General features: G+C 64.2%; 16 protein-coding genes. 14 read left to right on the forward strand and 2 right to left on the reverse strand.

What is annotated here, in order from left to right:
* Positions 1 to 180: 180 nt before the first annotated feature.
* The gene (locus tag PQU96_RS08940; protein ID WP_272771967.1) at positions 181 to 4,983 is read right to left on the reverse strand and encodes an NAD-glutamate dehydrogenase; all 4,803 of its coding nucleotides are present in this window, start codon (positions 4,981 to 4,983) and stop codon (positions 181 to 183) included.
* A gap of 532 nt (positions 4,984 to 5,515) precedes the next feature.
* Here PQU96_RS08940 and aotJ (PQU96_RS08945) point away from each other — a divergent pair.
* From aotJ (PQU96_RS08945) to PQU96_RS08995, 11 genes are all read left to right on the forward strand, one after another.
* On the forward strand, positions 5,516 to 6,280 hold the full coding sequence (gene aotJ / locus PQU96_RS08945; RefSeq protein WP_272771968.1) for an L-arginine-binding protein AotJ: 765 nt from the start codon (positions 5,516 to 5,518) through the stop codon (positions 6,278 to 6,280).
* Positions 6,281 to 6,350: 70 nt separating this feature from the next.
* A complete protein-coding gene (gene aotJ, locus PQU96_RS08950; protein WP_272771970.1) occupies positions 6,351 to 7,115 on the forward strand; it encodes an L-arginine-binding protein AotJ in 765 nt (254 codons plus the stop codon).
* Positions 7,116 to 7,197: 82 nt separating this feature from the next.
* Positions 7,198 to 7,887 carry an ABC transporter permease gene (locus tag PQU96_RS08955; protein ID WP_272771971.1) on the forward strand — a complete coding sequence of 230 codons (690 nt, stop codon included), beginning with the start codon at positions 7,198 to 7,200 and terminating at the stop codon, positions 7,885 to 7,887.
* On the forward strand, positions 7,884 to 8,615 hold the full coding sequence (locus tag PQU96_RS08960; RefSeq protein WP_272771972.1) for an ABC transporter permease: 732 nt from the start codon (positions 7,884 to 7,886) through the stop codon (positions 8,613 to 8,615). The genes PQU96_RS08955 and PQU96_RS08960 overlap by 4 nt, the downstream gene beginning before the upstream one ends.
* A gap of 9 nt (positions 8,616 to 8,624) precedes the next feature.
* On the forward strand, positions 8,625 to 9,752 hold the full coding sequence (locus PQU96_RS08965; RefSeq protein ID WP_272771973.1) for a succinylglutamate desuccinylase/aspartoacylase family protein: 1,128 nt from the start codon (positions 8,625 to 8,627) through the stop codon (positions 9,750 to 9,752).
* Positions 9,749 to 10,564, forward strand: a complete 816-nt coding sequence (locus PQU96_RS08970) for an ABC transporter ATP-binding protein (RefSeq protein WP_047966145.1) — start codon at positions 9,749 to 9,751, stop codon at positions 10,562 to 10,564. Before PQU96_RS08965 ends, PQU96_RS08970 begins: the two co-directional genes overlap by 4 nt.
* Before the next feature lie 103 nt (positions 10,565 to 10,667).
* Positions 10,668 to 11,642 (forward strand): GlxA family transcriptional regulator, encoded by a 975-nt coding sequence (locus tag PQU96_RS08975; protein ID WP_272771974.1) that lies wholly within the window; start codon positions 10,668 to 10,670, stop codon positions 11,640 to 11,642.
* 153 nt (positions 11,643 to 11,795) lie between these two features.
* Positions 11,796 to 12,257, forward strand: coding sequence for a MarR family winged helix-turn-helix transcriptional regulator (locus PQU96_RS08980; RefSeq protein ID WP_272771975.1), 462 nt, complete (start codon positions 11,796 to 11,798; stop codon positions 12,255 to 12,257).
* Positions 12,258 to 12,794: a cytochrome b gene (locus tag PQU96_RS08985; RefSeq protein ID WP_272771976.1), complete on the forward strand. Its 537-nt coding sequence runs from the start codon at positions 12,258 to 12,260 to the stop codon at positions 12,792 to 12,794.
* 21 nt (positions 12,795 to 12,815) lie between these two features.
* Positions 12,816 to 13,358 (forward strand): YceI family protein, encoded by a 543-nt coding sequence (locus PQU96_RS08990; RefSeq protein WP_272771977.1) that lies wholly within the window; start codon positions 12,816 to 12,818, stop codon positions 13,356 to 13,358.
* Between the two features lie 20 nt (positions 13,359 to 13,378).
* Positions 13,379 to 13,948: a YceI family protein gene (locus tag PQU96_RS08995; protein WP_272771978.1), complete on the forward strand. Its 570-nt coding sequence runs from the start codon at positions 13,379 to 13,381 to the stop codon at positions 13,946 to 13,948.
* Here PQU96_RS08995 and PQU96_RS09000 read toward each other — a convergent pair.
* Positions 13,945 to 15,666, reverse strand: a complete 1,722-nt coding sequence (locus PQU96_RS09000) for an EAL domain-containing response regulator (protein WP_272771980.1) — start codon at positions 15,664 to 15,666, stop codon at positions 13,945 to 13,947. The genes PQU96_RS08995 and PQU96_RS09000 overlap by 4 nt on opposite strands.
* A gap of 276 nt (positions 15,667 to 15,942) precedes the next feature.
* Between PQU96_RS09000 and queC the strand changes: the two genes are divergently transcribed.
* From queC to queE, 3 genes are read left to right on the forward strand one after another with little or no spacing between them, the layout of a single operon-like run.
* A complete protein-coding gene (gene queC / locus PQU96_RS09005) occupies positions 15,943 to 16,635 on the forward strand; it encodes a 7-cyano-7-deazaguanine synthase QueC (protein ID WP_272771981.1) in 693 nt (230 codons plus the stop codon).
* A gap of 1 nt (position 16,636) precedes the next feature.
* Positions 16,637 to 17,647: a 6-pyruvoyl trahydropterin synthase family protein gene (locus PQU96_RS15995; protein ID WP_444546108.1), complete on the forward strand. Its 1,011-nt coding sequence runs from the start codon at positions 16,637 to 16,639 to the stop codon at positions 17,645 to 17,647.
* Between the two features lie 10 nt (positions 17,648 to 17,657).
* Positions 17,658 to 18,293: a 7-carboxy-7-deazaguanine synthase gene (gene queE / locus PQU96_RS09020; RefSeq protein WP_272771982.1), complete on the forward strand. Its 636-nt coding sequence runs from the start codon at positions 17,658 to 17,660 to the stop codon at positions 18,291 to 18,293.
* Positions 18,294 to 18,352: the final 59 nt, after the last annotated feature.

Genomic DNA, 18,352 nt, shown 5'->3' on the forward strand with positions numbered 1-18,352 from the left:
TGGTGCGCAAGATACGGTCGTTCTGGCAACAAATCTGCCTATACGCGGAAAAAATGGAATTTGGTGCACCGCAACCAGCCCGTCCCTGCACCACACATTCAAACAACCGTTTGTCGTAAAGCGACAACAAAAAAAAGCCGACCTTGCGGTCGGCTTCAAAGGGAGTAGTAAAACGGAAACTTAAGCGAGCAGGTGGTTGTTCAGCTCGCGCATGCCGGCAGACAGCATCGCCAGGTCCAGCACGTCGAAGGACTGCAGTTCGACGAACATCTGCTGGCAGGCCTCGACATCGGCGCCACGCTGTGCAAGCCAGGCGTTGACGAAGGTCGCTTCGCTGGCCTCGTGCAGCGCCTGACGCGTCAGCTCGCGGTGCTGGCGATACAGGTCGTCGCGCAGAGCGGAGCGCGCCAGCGATTGCCAGCGGTTGTCGCGCGGCAGCTGGGTGATGGCAGCACGCAGCCAGTCCAGTTGCAGATCGCGGCCCAGCTGCAGGTAGTTGGCCGCAATTGCGTCCAGTGCCAGCTCGCTGCCCTCGCCGATCTCGATGATGTCCATCAGTGGTACCGCGAACTCCAGGCGCGCCAGCACGCTGGCCAGTTCGGCTGGAACGTTAGGCTGGGCGAAGCGGGCTTCCAGACGGGCAACCTGCGGGTAAACCTCGGCACTGATCAGCTGCGGCAGTTGCTGCAGCAGCGCCTGTACCTTGGCACCGTACTGGGCGATGACCGCGTTGACCGAACCGGACGGACGGCGGTTGCGCAGTACCCAGCGCACTACGCGTTCCACCAGGGTACGCACCACGACCATCATGTCGACCTGCAGGTCGGCCGATACCTTGTTGTCCAGCGCCTCGATCTGCGTCCACAGGCTCTCGGCGTCGAACACGCGGCTGGCGATCCAGAACGCACGGGTGATATCGGCAGCGGAGAACGCCGACTCTTCCTGCAGGCGGAACACGAAGGTCACGCCCATGCGGTTGATGATCTGGTTGGCCAGCTGGTTGGCGATGATCTCGCGCTTCAGGTGGTGCTTCTGCATCTGCTCGCCGAAGCGCTGTTGCAGCGGTTTCGGGAAGTAGTTGACCAGCACTGGCAGGAAGTCGGCATCGTCCGGCACGTCGGTCGCCAGGATCGCCTGATCCAGCGAGATCTTGCCGTAGGCCAAGAGTACCGCCACTTCCGGCGGCGTCAGGCCCTGGCGCGCCAGGCGACGCTCGTTGATCTGGGTTTCCGACGGCAGGTACTCGATCTCGCGATTGAGTTCGCCGGTCTTCTCCATGTGGTTGATCATGCGGCTGTGCGCGCTGAGCATCGACGCGGCGTGGCTGCGGTTGATCGCCAGCACCTGGGTCTGCAGGTAGTTGTTGCGCAGTACCAGATGGCCGACTTCTTCGGTCATCTCGGCCAGCAGGTCGTTACGCTGTTTCAGCGTCATGTCGCCGGCCTGCATCACCGCACCCATCAGGATCTTGATGTTGACTTCGTGGTCGGAGCAGTCCACACCGGCGGAGTTATCAATGGCGTCGGTGCAGATGCGGCCACCGGACAGCGCGAACTCGACACGGCCCAGCTGGGTGCAGGTCAGGTTGCCGCCTTCGGCCACCACGCGCACTTGCAGGTCGCGACCGTCGACACGTACCGGATCGCAGGCGCGGTCGCGGGCGTCGGCGTGGCTCTGGGTCGAGGCCTTGACGTAGGTACCGATACCGCCGTTGTACAGCAGGTCGGCCTTGGCCTTCAGGATTTCATGGATCAGCTCGTTCGGCGCCATGCTGTCCTTGTCGGTTTCCAGCCAGGCCTTCACTTCCGGCGACAGCGGGATCGACTTGGCGGAACGTTCGAAGATGCCACCACCCTGCGAGATCAGCTCGCGGTTGTAGTCGCTCCAGCTGGAACGCGGCAGGTTGAACAGGCGTGCACGCTCGGCGAAGCTCGCCGCCGCATTCGGCGTCGGGTCCAGGAAGATGTGCAGGTGGTTGAACGCGGCCTTCAGGCAGATGTGTTCGGACAGCAGCATGCCGTTGCCGAATACGTCGCCGGCCATGTCGCCGATACCGATTACGCTGAAATCCTGCTCCTGGGTGTTGATACCCAGGTGGCGGAAGTGGCGTTTCACCGATTCCCACGCGCCGCGGGCGGTAATGCCCATGCCCTTGTGGTCGTAGCCGGCGGAGCCGCCGGAGGCGAACGCGTCGCCCAGCCAGAAGTTGTAGGCTTCGGAGATGCTGTTGGCGATGTCGGAGAAGGTCGCGGTGCCCTTGTCGGCAGCCACCACCAGGTATGGATCATCCGGATCCAGGCGACGCACGTCGGCCGGCGGAATGATCTGGCCGGTCACCAGGTTGTCAGTGATGTCCAGCAGTGCCGAGATGAAGGTCTTGTAGCAGGCGATGCCTTCGGCCATGAACGCTTCGCGGTCGGATGGCGCCGGCAGTTGCTTGCCGACGAAACCGCCCTTGGAGCCCATCGGCACGATCACGGAGTTCTTCACCATCTGCGCCTTGACGAGGCCCAGTACTTCGGTGCGGAAGTCTTCCATGCGGTCGGACCAGCGCAGGCCGCCACGGGCGACCTTGGAACCGCGCAGGTGCACGCCTTCGATACGCGGGCTGTAGACCCAGATCTCGAACATCGGGCGCGGCTGCGGCAGGAACGGAATGGCGTTGGATTCCAGCTTGAAGGAAACGTAGGACTTGAGCGCGCCCTGGGCATCCTTCTGCCAGAAGTTGGTACGGCGGGTCGCCAGGATCACCTGCAGGAAGCCGTTCAGGATGCGGTCTTCGTCGAGGTTGGCCACGTCGTTGAGCAGGTCTTTCAACTCGGCCTGCAGGTTGGCCGCAGCGGCGTCGTCAAACGCGCTCGGGTGCAGGCGTGCGGCGAACAGTTTCATCAGACGGCGGGTGATCTGCGGGTAGTGCGCGACGCAGTTTTCGATGTAGGCCTGGCTGAAGGTGAGGCCGCCCTGGCGCAGGTATTTCGCCAGTGCGCGCACCAGCGTGATCTCGTGCCAGTCAAGGCCGGCCACCAGGGCCAGACGGTTGAAGCCGTCGTTTTCCACGTCGCGGGCAAACACGCGGGCCAGCAGCGTCTGGAAGTTCTTCTGGACGGCCTCGTCCTGCATCGCCTCGGCGTGTGCGCCCAGCTCCAGGCCGAAGTCGCTGATCCAGACGGTTTCGCCGTTGCGCTCCACCAGGTACGGATGCTCGTCACGCACCTGCACACCCATGTTTTCCAGGATAGGCAGGCTGGCGGACAGACCCAGCGGCTGGCCGGCACGGAACAGTTTCAGGTTGTACCCCTGGCCGCGATGGAAGGAACGATACAGCTTCATGGCCAGGCCGTGCTGTTCGGCGGCATCCTCGATCAGCTGGATGTCCAGCACCGCGTTGCGTGCCGCGAATTCTTCGCGGTAGGCCACCGGGAAGGCGCCACGGTAGCGGTTGAACAGCAGGTTGCCCTTCTCTTCGCCGTGCGCTTCCAGCAGCTGCTGGTGCAGTTCTTCTTCCCAGCCGCGTACCACGCGGGCAATGTCTTTTTCCAGCTCGTGCTCGTGGAACTGCGGCAGCTGGCCGCCCTGCACGCGGATGATGTAGTGCACGCGCGCCAGCGGGCTGTCGCTGATCTGCACGCTGAACTCGGCCGCGGCGCCGTTGAAGGCACTCATCAGCACTTTTTCGATCTTCAGGCGGATCTCGGTGTTGAAGCTGTCACGCGGCACGTACACCAGGCTGCTGACGTAGCGGTGGTAGCGGTCGGCACGGGTGAACAGGCGCACGCGCGGGCGCTCCTGCAGGCTGACGATGCCTTCCACGATAGGCTGCAGCGTTTCCACCGGGATCTCGAACAGTTCGTCGCGCGGGTAGCTTTCCAGCACGAAGGCCAGGGTCTTGGCCTTGTAGCTGTTGTCCACGTAGTCGCAGGCATTGACCACCGACGCCACCTTCTGGCGCAGGATAGGGATGTCCTTCGGTGCCGCCTGGTAGGCGCTGGCGGTGTACAGGCCGAGGAAGCGGCGCTCGCCGATCACTTCGCCCTTGCTGTTGAAACGCTTGATGCCGACAAAGTCCATATAGGCCGGACGGTGCAGCACGGAGCGCGATTGCGACTTGTTGAGGATGATCAACTGCGGCTGGTGCGCCAGTTCGCGCAGTGCCGGCGGCAGTGCCTCGAAGCTCTCCGAGTACTCCTTGCCGCCCTGATCCTTCAGGAAGCCAAGACCGGAGTCCTTCACGATCTTCAGGCTGTCCTGGCCATCGCGCTTGACGAGGTCGTAGTCGCAATAGCCCATGAAAATGAAGTGGTTGGCGGCCATCCAGTCGAGGAAGGCCACGGCTTCGGCCGCTTCGTCGGCACGCTCGCCCTTGACGTTGTCGAGGTCGGCACGCAGCTGCGCCAGCACCTCGCGCATTTGCGGCTCGTCCTTGACCACGGAACGCAGATAGGTCAGCACCTGCTCCAGGTCCTGCTGCAGCGCGTGCAGTGCGGCCGGGTCGCTGATGCGGTCAACCTGCACGTGGATGAAGGATTCCAGCGGCAGCGAGCGGTCTTCGGTGCGCTTCAGCGCGTCGATCACACCGTTCGCGTCGCGGCCTACCGACAATACCGGGTGTACCAGCAGGTGCAGGTTCAGGTTGTGGCGGGTCAGCAGCATGGCGATGGAGTCGATCAGGAACGGCATGTCGTCGTTCACGATCTCGATCACGCTGTGCGTGCTCTGCCAGCCGTCCCGCTCGAAATCGGGATTGTAGATACGGGACTTCAACTGACCCGGCGCGCGCTTGAGCGCGAACTCCAGATGAGCATTGGCCGCGCCGAACAAGTCCAGGGCGGAGAAGATCTTCAGATCTTCCGATTCAGTCTCTTCAAAGTAGAGGGGAATAAAACTACTGAGGCGGGCACTTTCCGTATCGGCCAGTTTTTGCTCTGCCACAGCTTGGATATCGGCGATCAGGCCAACAAATTCGGTCTTATTCGTAAGCGACATGTTGCTTCTCGTTTGTTATGAGGACACAGGCGTTGTGTGGTCGCATTGTAAGAGCCACCACAGACAAGGCATTTCCATATTGCGACATCCCCGTACAGATTCATTGACCGCACTGCACAAAAGCGGATATGGCGACACGCAGAAAGAAAGTTCGTTGCGCATTTTTCATTACAGCAATGCGACGGCAAATTACAGAATGGACCGTACCAAGCCATCGTCATTTCAGTAAAAAATCAAACGCAACGCATTGATATTGCTCACATTTTCAAAACAAACAAAAAACCGGTAGAATGCGCCCCCCTGCCGCTCAGGTACCTGCCATGACAGGTGGTGGATTGTACGTCGCCGCGTTGCGTGCCAACATTTGCCTGCCTCCCGACAGAGGAGGCGGTAAAACAACAAAACGTTATCCAGCACCAAAGGGAAGGGCCGCGACTGGCTCGAATGTCCGGAATCGAGCGGCGACATGCCGCCGTCTGGGCATGATTCTCCTGCCCGGGGAATCCTTCATCTTTCAGAGAGATAGAGACACATGAAAAAAGCATTTGTTCTGGCCGCGCTCGCCATGACCGCCACGGCTTTCGGCGCCCAGGCCGACACCGTCCGCTTCGGTATCGACGGCAACTATCCGCCGTTTGCCAAGCAGGGTGCCGACGGCAAACTGCATGGCTTCGATGTGGATATCGCCTACGCGCTGTGTGCCGCGATGAAAGCCAGCTGCGAGATCGTGCCGCAGGACTGGGATGGCCTGATCCCGGCGCTGAACGCCAACAAGTTCGATGCCATCCTGTCGTCGATGTCGATCACCGACGAGCGCAAGAAGGCGGTCGACTTCACCAACAAGTACTACAACACCCCGAGCCGCATGATCGCCAAGGCCGGCACCAAGGTTGACCAGGCCGCGTTCAAGGGCAAGAAAATCGGTGCGCTGCGCGCATCCACCCAGGAAAAGTTCGCCAAGGACTTCTGGGGCAAGAGCGGCGCCACCATCGTTTCCTACGGCAAGGCACCGGAAGGTTTCCTCGACCTGAAATCCGGCCGCATTGACGGCATGTTCGTCGACTCCGTGGTCGGCGACGCCGACTTCCTGAAAACCGCACAAGGCAAGGGCTTTGCCTTCGTCGGCCCGGAGTACAGCGACAGCAAGTACTTCGGCTACGGTGCCGGCATTGCCGTGAAAAAAGGCAACAAGCAGCTGACCGAGCGCCTGAACCAGGCCATCGCCCAGATCCGCAAGGACGGCAGCTACAAGAAAGTACAGGACAAGTACTTCAGCTTTAACGTGTACGGCAACTAAGCCACCCTAACCCCGCCCTCAGCCGAAGGCGGGGTTCTCACACCTATAAAAATATCCTGTCGGAGAACTCATGAAGAAGCCTTTGCTCGCGCTAGGCACGCTTGCCCTTGCCCTGTCCGCAACCGTGTCCGCAGAAACCCTGCGATTCGCTACCGATGCCAGCTACCCGCCGTTTTCGAAACAGGGTGCCGACGGCAAGATGACCGGTTTCGACCCAGACATCGCCCAGGCGCTGTGCGCGGCGATGAAAGCGAAATGCGAAGTCGTGCCACAGGATTTCGACGGCATCATCCCGGCGCTGAACGCGAAGAAATTCGACGCCGTGATCGCGTCGATGAACATCACCGAAGAGCGCAAGAAGGCAGTCGACTTCTCCGACAAGTACTACAACATGGCCAGCCGTCTGGTGGCCAAGCAGGGCTCCCAGGTCAACCCGGCCTGGTTCAAGGGCAAGAAGATCGGCGTGCTGCGCTCCTCGATCCAGGAAAAATACGCGCGTGACACCTTTGTCAAGCTGGGCGCGCAATTGGTGACCTACGGCAAGGCGCCGGAATCGTTCATGGACCTGAAAGCCGGCCGCGTCGATGCCGCCTTCGTCGATGCTGCGGTCGGCGATACCGACTTCATCAAGACCCCGAACGGCAAGGGCTTTGCGCTGGTCGGCCCCGACTACAACGATCCGAAATACTTCGGCATCGGCTCCGGCATTGCCGTGCGCAAGGGCGACAAGGCACTGCTGGCACGCATCAACGGCGCGCTGAAGCAGATCCGCGCCGACGGCAGCTACGACAAGATCCAGAAGAAGTACTTCAGCTTCGACATCTACGGCAAGTAAGCGCCAGCGGCGCAATACCGTGCAGCTGCGGCCGACTCCAAGGTTGGCCGCAGCGTCCAGACGCAAAAAACGGAGTAATACCATGTTTCTACAGGGCTACCTGCCCAGCATCATGGAAGGCACCATTCTGACCCTGCAGGTTGCAGTGTCGGCATTGCTGGTGTCCGTGGTACTGGGCCTGATCGGGGCGATGTTCAAGATGTCGCCATCCAAGCCACTCGCCTGGCTGGCTGAAGTCTATTCCACCGTGGTACGCGGCGTGCCCGACCTGGTGTGGATGCTGCTGCTGTTCTTCGGCGTGCAGATGCTGATCAACGAACTGTTCGCGCAAATGGGCTGGGAAGCGCCGGAGATCAACTCCTTCTTCGCCGGCGTGATGACCATCGGCTTCATCTTCGGCGCCTACATGACCGAAACCTTCCGCGGCGCCATCATGGCGGTGCCCAAAGGCCAGATGGAAGCCGGCCTCGCCTACGGCATGAGCCCGCTGCGCGTGTTCCTGCGCATCACCTTCCCGCAGATGGTGCGCTTCGCGCTGCCGAGCTTCTCCAACAACTGGCTGGTACTGGTGAAATCTACCGCGCTGGTGTCGGTGATCGGCCTCAACGACGTGATGTACCGCGCCGATACCGCCAAATCCATCACCCAGGAGCCGTTTACCGTCTACGCCGTGGTCGGCGGTATCTTCCTGGCCATCACCAGCGTGTCCGATCTTGCCCTCAAGCGTCTGGAAAAGCGCTACTCCACCGGTGTACGGGAGACTGAACTGTGATCGACGTAAACCTGATTATCGAACGCTTCCCGGCTTTCCTCGGCGGCACCGACGGCGCCCCGATCCTGTCCACCTCCGACGGTCTGCAACTGACGCTGGAGCTGCTCGGTCTGTCGCTGGTGTTCGGCCTGCTGCTGGCGGTGCCGATGGCGCTGATGCTGGTGTCGCGCAACAAGTGGGTCGCGCGCCCGGTGTGGCTGTACACCTACGTGTTCCGCGGCACCCCGCTCCTGGTGCAGCTGTTCATCATCTACTACGGCCTGTCGCAGTTCGACTGGGTGCGTGACAGCTGGGCGTGGGAATACCTGCGCGAGGCCTACGTCTGTGCCATCCTGGCGTTCACGCTGAACACCGCCGCCTACACCACCGAGATCCTCGCCGGTCAGATCCGCAACACCCACTACGGCGAGATCGAAGCCGCCAAGGCCATGGGCATGAGCAAGTGGCTGATGATGCGCCGCATCGTGATCCCGTCCGCGCTGCGCCGCGCGCTGCCGGCCTACAGCAACGAGGTGGTGATGATGATGCAGTCGACCTCGATCGCCGGCCTGGTGACCCTGGCCGACCTGACCGGTGTCGCCCGCCGCGTGTTCAGCGACACCTACATGCCGTTCGAGCCGTTCCTGACCGTGGCCGGCATCTATCTGGTGATGACCTTCGCACTGGTCTGGCTGTTCAAGCGAGCCGAGCAGCGCTGGCTGGCCTACCTGGCGCCGCGCAAGCACTAAGGAGCTGCCATGCACAGAATCGATCACCCGCTGCCGCCGACCAGCCTGAACACTGCCCGCCAGATCAGCAGTTTTCACTTCGGTCGCGCCGGACAGGGCGAGAAGGTCTACATCCAGGCCAGCCTGCACGCCGACGAACTGCCGGGCATGCTCACCGCCTGGCAGCTGAAGCAAAGGTTGGCCGCACTGGAGGCCGAAGGCCGCATCCAGGGCGAAGTGGTGCTGGTGCCGGTCGCCAATCCGATCGGTCTCGACCAGAACCTGAACGGCGTGATGCTGGGCCGCTTCGAGCTGGCCAGCGGCCAGAACTTCAACCGCCACTACCCGGCTTTTGCCGCCGACCTCTTTCACGAGCTGAAGGCGGAACTGGGTAGTGACGCCAAGGCCAACACCCGCCTGATCCGCGAGCGCCTGCGCAGCAAGGTTGCCGCCATCACACCGGCGAGCGAGCTGGCCGCGCAGCGCAAGACGCTGATGCTGCTGGCCTGCGACGCCGACGTGGTGCTGGACCTGCACTGCGACTGCGCCGCGGCGATGCACCTGTACACCGGCACCCCGCTGTGGGAGCAGTGCGAACCGCTGGCACGCTATCTCGGTGCCGTCGCCACGCTGCTGGCCGAGGAATCCGGCGACAACCCGTTCGACGAAGCCTGCAGCCAGCTGTGGTGGCAACTGCGCGACATGGCGGCTGCGGCCAACCTTGATGCCGCCATCGACATGGCCTGCCTCTCCGTCACCATCGAGCTGCGCGGCCAGGCCGACGTCAACCATACGCTGGCGACACAGGATGCCGATGCCATCATCGCCTTCCTGCAACACCGCGGCGTGATCGCCGGCACCGCCCCGGCGCTGCCGGAACTGCGCTATCCGGCGACGCCGCTGGCCGGCTCCGACAGCCTGCTGGCGCCGCATCCCGGCGTGGTGCACTACCACTTGCAATCCGGTACCGTCGTCGCCGCCGGCGACGCCATCGCCGACATCATCGACCCGGTCAACGACCGCGTCACCACCTTGCGCGCCAGCCGTCCCGGCATGCTCTACGCTACAGAAAGCCGCCACTACGCCATTACCGGCCAGTGGCTGGCCAAAGTGGCCACCCCTGAATCCTTTAAAACCGGAAAGTTGCTATCAGCATGAAACCGCTAGAACATGATCTCGCCGTCGGCGCCGCCGCTGATGGCAACACCAAACTGAACGTCATCGACCTGCACAAGAGCTACGGCAGCCACGAGGTGCTGAAAGGCGTCTCGCTGACCGCCCACGCCGGCGACGTGATCAGCATCATCGGCTCTTCCGGCTCCGGCAAGAGTACCTTCCTGCGTTGCATCAACATGCTGGAACAGCCGCACAGCGGCACCATCGCCGTCACCGGCGAAACGCTGAAGCTGATCACCGACAAGCGCAACGGCGCGCTGAAGGCGGAAGACCCGAAACAGCTGGCGCGCCTGCGCACCAAGCTGGCGATGGTGTTCCAGCACTTCAACCTGTGGGCGCACATGACGGTGCTGGAAAACATCATCGAGGCGCCGATCCACGTGCTGGGCGTGCCGAAGGATGAAGCCATCGCCCGCGCCCGCAAGTACCTGGACAAGGTCGGCCTGAAGAATGTCGAGGACAAGTACCCGTCGCACATGTCCGGCGGCCAGCAGCAGCGCGTGGCGATCGCCCGCGCGCTGGCGATGGAGCCGGAAGTGATGCTGTTCGACGAACCGACCTCGGCGCTGGACCCGGAGCTGGTGGGCGAAGTGCTGCGCGTGATGCAAGACCTGGCCCGCGAAGGCCGCACCATGGTGGTGGTGACCCACGAAATGGGCTTCGCCCGCGAAGTGTCCAACCATGTCATTTTCCTGCATCAGGGCCGCATCGAAGAACAGGGTCATCCGAAGGAAGTACTGACCAAGCCGAAAAGCGAACGTCTGGCACAATTCCTGTCCGGCAGCCTGAAATAAGCCGTACAATCTCCGCTTGACAAGCACGCGCCATGCTGACGATAACCTCGGCATGGCGCCTTCTTATTTGCATCGCCCTTCGCCCCATCACCAGATTGCTGACATGGTCAACGTAACTTCCGGCACCAAACCCGTCCGCTACGGCTTCCTGCTGCTGCCCAACGCGTCGATGGCCGACTTCGCCATCGCCACCGAGGTGCTGACCCGCGCCAACCAGCTGGCGGAAAAAAAGTGCTACGAGTTCCTGCCCTTGTCGCTGGACGGCCTGCCTGTCACCCTCAGCAACGGCCTGCGCCTGGCGGTGGACCTGCCGCTGGCCCACGCGCCCAAACTGGACGTGCTGGTGGTGCTGGCCGACGAGGTCGGTGTCGACATCGCCGCCGACGAACTGGCGCGCCTGATCGGCAGCCAGCTCAACGAACACACCATGCTCGCCGGCATCAACTGCGGCAGCTACTGGCTGGCCCGCGCCGGCCTGCTGGCCGGCCACCGCGCCACCATCCACTGGCAGGAAATCAGCCGCCTGACGGACGAATTCCCCGACGTGATCGTGTCGTCCAACCTGTACGAGATCGACGGCAACCGCCTGACCAGCACCGGCGGCGCCGCCACCTTCGACTTCATGATGGCGCTGGTTGCGGCCAACCTTGGCCAGGAATTCGCCGCGCAGCTGTCGGAAGTATTCAGCATGGAACGGCTGCGCCCCGGCAGCGAACGGCAGCGCATCCCGCTGGCCACCCGCATTGGCGGCAGCCAACCCAAGCTGACCGAGGCGGTGAGCCTGATGGAAGCCAATATCGAGGAGCCGCTGACCACCGACGACATCGCCTACTACGTCGGCGTGTCGCGGCGCCAGCTGGAGCGGCTGTTCAAGCAGTACCTCGGCACCGTGCCGTCCAAGTACTACCTGGAGCTGCGCCTGAACCGCGCGCGCCAGCTGTTGCAGCAGACCAGCAAGTCCATCGTGCAGATCGGCCTCGCCTGCGGCTTCTCCAGCGGCCCGCACTTCTCCAGCACCTACCGCAGCCACTTCAACATCACGCCGCGCGAAGAGCGCGCGCAGCGCACCCAGGGCTAAGCGTCACCGCCTTGCCGCGCCGGCCCCGGCGCGGCCACCACGCCCCGCGCACAGCCCCCGCTTCACTCATTCAGTTTTTCTGAACAGATACTCAGAAATGCTGTGTTTTATTTTGTACTAACTAAAACTATCCTGACGAGAACCAAATCCGCGATGAACACTCCTATGCAACAGCGCAGTGTGACCCGTTCGATGGCGCTGGTACGCGAGCTGGTACGCACCTACCAGGCGTTCGAGCAGTTGAGCAGCAGCCGCATCCGCAGCCACGGCCTGACACCGCCGCAATTCGACGTGATTGCGACGCTGGGCAACACCCCGGGCATGAGCTGCAAGGAGCTCTCCAGCCGCACCCTGATCACCAAGGGCACGCTGACCGGCGTGCTGGACCGGCTGCTGGACAAGGGGCTGATCAGCCGCCGTGTCGACGCCAACGACCGGCGCAGCCTGTTCGTGGCGCTGACTGCCGAGGGGGATAGCGTGTTCCGCGCCACCTTCCCGGATGTCACCGCGCACTGCGACGGCGCATTCGATGCGATGAGCGATGAAGAACTGAAGCAGATCACGGCCACGCTGGCTGGTCTGCGTGCCGCCATTACGGCAAAACTGGAGCCCTGAATGAACATGAAGCAACGTTACCACCCGAGCCAGATCCTGCTGCACGCGGTGACCGGCCTGCTGATCGTGCTGACCTTTGCCTTCGGCAAGTACGTGGCCAGCCTGCCGCTGTCGCCGGCCAAGTTCCAGCTGATCAGCTACCACAAGTGGGGCGGCGTCATCGTGCTGCTGCTGGTCGTGCTGCGCATCGTGCTGCGCCTGCTCAAGGGCGCACCGCCGCTGCCGGCCACCATGACGCCGCTGTCCAGAGGGGCCGCCCACGCCGGCCACCTGGCACTGTACGCGCTGATGCTGGCGGTGCCGCTGTCCGGCTGGCTGATGAGCTCGGCCTACGGCATCCCGGTGGTGCTGTTCGGCGTGCTGCCGCTACCGGACCTGATTGCGGCCAACCCTGCGCTGGCAGAACAGCTGGGCGAAGTGCACGAACTGCTCAACCAGCTGCTGCTGATCACCGTGATCCTCCACGTACTGGCGGCACTGAAACACCACTTTATTGACCGCGACGGCCTGCTGCAACGCATGAGCCTGCGTCGTTAACCCGAAGGACGAAAGCCCCCGATGAAAGCCCTGTTGATCTCCGCCGGCCTGCTGCTGGCCAGCCCGGTGTTTGCCCAGAGTGTCGACCCTGGCAAGAGCCAGCTCGTGTTCACCATGAAACAGATGGGCGTGCCGCTCTCCGGCAGCTTCAAGAAATTCGCCGCCAAGGTCAGCTTCGACCCGGCCAAGGCCGAGCAAGGCAGCGCCGACATCAGCATCGACGTGAACAGCATCAGCCTGCCCACCGCCGACGCCAACACCGAAGCGCGCAAGAAGGACTGGTTCAACACCGCCCAGTTTCCGCAGGCCCGCTTCGTGTCCAGCAGCATCAAGCCGCTGGGCGGCAACCGTTACCAGGTCAACGGCAAGCTGACGCTCAAGGGCATCACCCGCGAGCTGAGCGCGCCGTTCACCGCCACCGCCCAGGGCAAGGCCGTCAGCATCGACGGCACCCTGCCGATTTCCCGGCTCGCCTTCAAGATCGGTGAAGGCAGCTGGAGCGACACCGGCACCGTTGCCGACAATGTCGACCTGCGTTTCCGTCTTGTTGTAGCCAACCCTTGAACCACCCCGGAGTGTTAACCATGATTCGTACCACCCTGTTTGCGACCCTCATTGCTTCTGCCGGTCTGGCATTTGCGGCACCAACCAGCTACAGCATCGACCCGAGCCACACCTACGCCGCCTACGAAGTCGGCCACCTCGGCCTGTCCAGCCAGAGCGGCGCGTTCACCAAGATCAGCGGCAAGCTGAGCGTGGACGAAGCGGCCAAGAGCGGCAACGTCGACATCACCATCGACGCCGCCTCGCTGCAGACCTTCTTTGCCGATCGCGACAAGCACCTGAAGAGCGCCGATTTCTTCAACGTCGAGCAGTTCCCGACCCTGACCTACAAGTCGGACAAGGTGGTATTCAAGGGCAACAAGCCGGCCGCCGTCGAAGGCAAGCTGACCCTGCTGGGCGTGACCAAGCCAGTCACCCTGCAACTGGTCAACGTCAACAAGGCCAAGCACCCGATGACCGGCAAGGAAAGCTGGGGCGCCAACGCGGTCGCCACCATCAAGCGCAGCGAGTTCGGCATGAAGACCTTCATCCCGGCCGTCAGCGACGAAGTGAAGCTGAACATCGTTCTGGAAGCCAGCAAGGCCGACTAAGCCTGCAGGTGATGGAACAGAGAAAGCCGCCCCAAGGGCGGCTTTTTTGTTGCGGCCAACCTTGCACGCCGCCACGCCTCGCTGCCCAGCAGCGACAGCAATTCGGCCAGCGGCATCGGCCGGTAGAAGTGATAACCCTGCGCAAAGCGGCAGCCAAGCTCGGCCAGCAGCGCCGCCTGTGCCACGTTTTCCACCCCTTCGGCCACCACCACGCAGCCCATCGCGCGGCCGAGGCTGATCAGCCCCGCGATCAGGCGCGCGTCGATGCTGCGGCCGGTGATATCCGTCACCAGGCTGCGGTCGATCTTGATCACCTCGGCGTGCAGCCGCTTCAGGTAGTCCAGCGACGCGTAACCCATGCCGAAATCGTCGACCGCCAGCTTCAGCCCCAGCGCGCGCAGCGCGGCGATGTCGGCCTCGATGGCGGCGGTGAGATAGGTCATCGAGGTCTCGGTGACCTCGATCTCGAGGTTGGCCGCCAGCGCCAGTCGTCCTGCCTGCAGCTGGGCGTTGAGGAAGGCCGGCACCCCGCGGCCCAGGCTCTGCGCCGAGATATTGAACGACAGGATGAAGTCCGGGCGCAGGCTGACCAGCTCGGTGACCGCTTCCAGCGTCTGCGCGATCACCCAGTGGTCGAGGTCGGTGGCCAGCCCGCTGCGCTCTGCCGCCGGCACGAAGGCGCCCGGCGACAGCGCGCCGATATCGGCGTGCGGCCAACGTAGCAGCGCCTCGGCGCCGACGATGCGGCCGCCGAGCAGGTCGACGCGCGGCTGGAACAGCAGGGTCAGCTCGCCGGACTGCAACGCCTGCCCCAGGTAGCGCTCGGCGTGGCGCGCCGCCTGCAACGCCCGGTAGTCGCCGTGCCCCAGTTCGATGAAGCGGCGCGGGTTGCCGGCGCTCTCGAAGTTGAGATGCAGCGCGCACGACTCCACCAGCATGGCTGCCTCGAAGCGGCGCAGCGCCGGCGCCTGCCAGTCCAGATGGATGCACAGCGCGCTGCAGGTATAGGCGATGCCGCCGCCGGCCTCCAGCGTCCGCCTTTGCGCCAGCACCGTCGCCGCCTGCGCCGCGGCCTCCTCTGACAGCAGCAGCGCCCAGCAGCCGTCGAACCAGCTGTACACCGGCCCGCCGCCGGCCAGCGGCGCGAGCCAGGCCAGCATGTCCTGCTGCAACAGCGGCTGCTCGGCCGGCGCCAGGCGCATGGTCAGCGCCAGATAGGTATCGACCTTGACCAGCAGCAGCGTCTGCGTCGCCCGCGCGCTGCGGGCCGCGGCCACCTGCGCCAGCAGCAGCGCCCGTCCCGGCACCGCCGGCGGTGGCGGCAGGCTGTCGCCGCGGCGGCGACGCCGGACCCTGGCGGCGACGGCGGCCAGCAGCAGCTCGAAATCGAGCGGCTTGGACAGGTAGTCGCCGGCCCCGGACAGGCGGCCACGCAGCGGGCTGCGACGCTCTGCCGGTGCGGCAAGCAGGATGAACGGCAGCTGCGCCAGCTCGCCGTCCTGCGCCGCCAGCGCCTCCAGCAGCTCGACGCCGCCCATGCCCGGCATCACCACCTCGCTCAGCACCAGGTCCGGCAGCTGCTGCGCCATCAGGGCCAGCGCGGCGCACGCGTCCGCGACCGCCAGCAGGCGGTAGCCGGCCGCGGGCAGCACTTCGCCCAGCCGCTGCCGCAATGCGGCATCGTCGCCGACATACAGAATGGTGTACACATCCGCCATGGGCCGTCGCCTTGTCCTCGCTGGCCCGGTTGCAGCGGCCGGCAGCCACGCATCAGGCCGATAATTCATCCTATGCAACAAGCCGCCGGTGCGCCGTCTTTCTCGGTCCCGTGCCACCCCGCAGCCGGCAGGCAAGCACACGCCGGCCACGACACTGGCGCAAAATGCTGCGCAAAAACGGCTTATAGTGGGTTAAAATGGCGGGTTAACCACGCCGGGAGAGACCGATCCCGTGTGTGCCATCCCTATTCACCTCGACTGTTTCTCGACGGAATCATGAACAAGACATCCAAAGCCCTGGTCGTCCTTTCGGGCGGCCAGGACTCCACCACCTGCCTGTTTTGGGCGCTGCGCGAATTCGGCGCGGCCAACGTCGAGGCCCTGACCTTCGACTACGGCCAGCGCCACCGCATCGAGCTGGACGCCGCTCGCAAGGTCGCCGAGCTGGCCGGCGTGCGTCAGACCGTACTGCCGATCGACACCTTCGCCGCCATCGGCGGCAATGCGCTGACCGACGACAGCATCGCGCCGGAAGAAGGTGCGCGAGACGACGCCGACACCGCGCTGCCCAACACCTTCGTGCCCGGCCGCAACCTGATCTTCCTCAGCTTCGCCGCCGCCTTCGCCTACACCCGCGGCATCGAGCACGTGGTCACCGGCGTGGCGCAGACCGACTACTCCGGCTACCCGGACTGCCGCGAGAACACGCTGAAGGCGCTGGAGCTGGCGCTGCGTCTGGGCATGGACAGCCGCGTCACCCTGCACACGCCGCTGATGTTCATGAGCAAGGCGGAAACGGTGCACCTGGCGCAGGAGGTCGGCGCCATGGACGCGATGGCGTGGAGCCACACCTGCTACAACGGCGCCGTGCCGCCCTGCGGCCACTGCGCCGCCTGCGAGCTGCGCGCCAAGGGCTTTCTGGAAGCCGGCGTCGCCGATCCGCTCGTCGTACGCTGCGGGGAACACTGACATGAACAGCAGCCATATCCTGGCCGGCGCCAGCTTCGAGGCGGCGCGCAACCTCGCCGGCATCGGCGAGCACGGCCACAGCTTCCGCGTGCTGGCACGCGCCGACGCCCATCCCGGCAGCGAGGCAGCACTGCACGCCGACCTGGCCGCCGCGGTGGCGCCCTTCCACTACGCCCACGTCAACGCCACGCTGGCCGACGGCAGCGACCTGTCGATCGCGCGTTACCTCGCGTCGCAGTGCGGCCAGCCGGTCAGCCTGCAGCTGGCCAGTGCCGCCGATCGCGGCGCGCTGCTGGACGAGGACGGCAACGAGTACGTCTATCTCGACACCCGTTTCGAGGCCGCACACCAGCTGCCGCACGTCGGCCCCGGCCACAAGTGCGGCCGCCTGCACGGCCACGGTTTCGGCGTGCGCATCGTGGTCGATGCCAGCCGTAACAGCCTCAACGACATCCTGCTCAAGGCGTGGCCGCCGCTGTTCGCACGGCTGAACCACAAATACCTGAACGCCATCGCCGGCCTGGAAAACCCGACCAGCGAGGTGATGGCGGCGTGGCTGTACCGCGAGCTTGCGGCCAACCTTGCCGGCCTCGCATGGGTGGAAGTGCGCGAGACGCACACCGCCGGCAGCCAGTTCGACGGCGAAACCTTCCGCATCTGGAAGGAACAGCACTTCGAGAGCGCGGTGCCGTTCGATGCTGCCGGCAACTACACCGGCCACAGCTACCTGATCCGCCTGCTGCTGCAAGGCAGCGTCGACCGGGTGATGGGCTGGGTGCTGGACTTCGGCGACGTCAAGGACCGCTTCAAGCCGGTCTACCGCCAGCTGGACCACAACCCGCTGGAAAAGCTGCCCGGTATCCGTGCCGCCGACGCCGCCAGCGTCGCCGAGTGGGTGCACGGCGAGCTGAAGCCGCTGGTGCCGGAGCTGTCCCGCATCGACCTGATGGAAACCCCGCAACGCGGCGTGTCGCTGATCTTCCGCGGCGACATGCAGTGGCCGCTGCTGTAAGGAGACGAGCATGGCCATCTATACCGTCAAGGAAATCTTCTACACGCTGCAGGGCGAAGGCCGCCAGGCCGGGCGCGCCGCGGTGTTCTGCCGCTTCTCCGGCTGCAACCTGTGGTCCGGCCGCGAGGAAGACCGCAGCAAGGCGATCTGCCAGTTCTGCGATACCGACTTTGTCGGCACCGGCGACGACGGTGGCAAGTTTGCCGGCGCCGCCGCGCTGGCCGAGCGCATCGCCGCCGAATGGCGCGGCACCGGCGGCCAACCCTACGTGGTGTTCACCGGCGGCGAGCCGCTGCTGCAGCTGGACGACGCGCTGGTCGACGCCATGCACGCGCAGGGTTTCGAGGTCGCCGTGGAAACCAACGGCAGCCTGCCGGCACCGGCCGGTATCGACTGGATCTGCGTCAGCCCCAAGGCCGGCGCCGACTGGGTGCAGAAAAGCGGCCACGAGCTGAAACTGGTGTTCCCGCAACCGACGCTGCTGCCGTCGGAGCTGCCGGACGACCTGCAGTTCGAGCATCGCTACCTGCAGCCGATGGACAGCCCGCTGCAGCGGCAGAACACGCAGGAAGCCATCGCCTGGTGCATGGCGCATCCCGAATGGCGGCTGTCGGTGCAGACGCACAAGGTGATTAACATCCGCTGAACGCGGCGCGCGCCCGGCAAAAAGCCACGATGTCAGTCGTGGCTTTTTTGTGCGCGTTG

It is taken from the genome of Vogesella margarita, assembly GCF_028548475.1.
Taxonomy (GTDB): Bacteria; Pseudomonadota; Gammaproteobacteria; order Burkholderiales; family Chromobacteriaceae; genus Vogesella; species Vogesella margarita.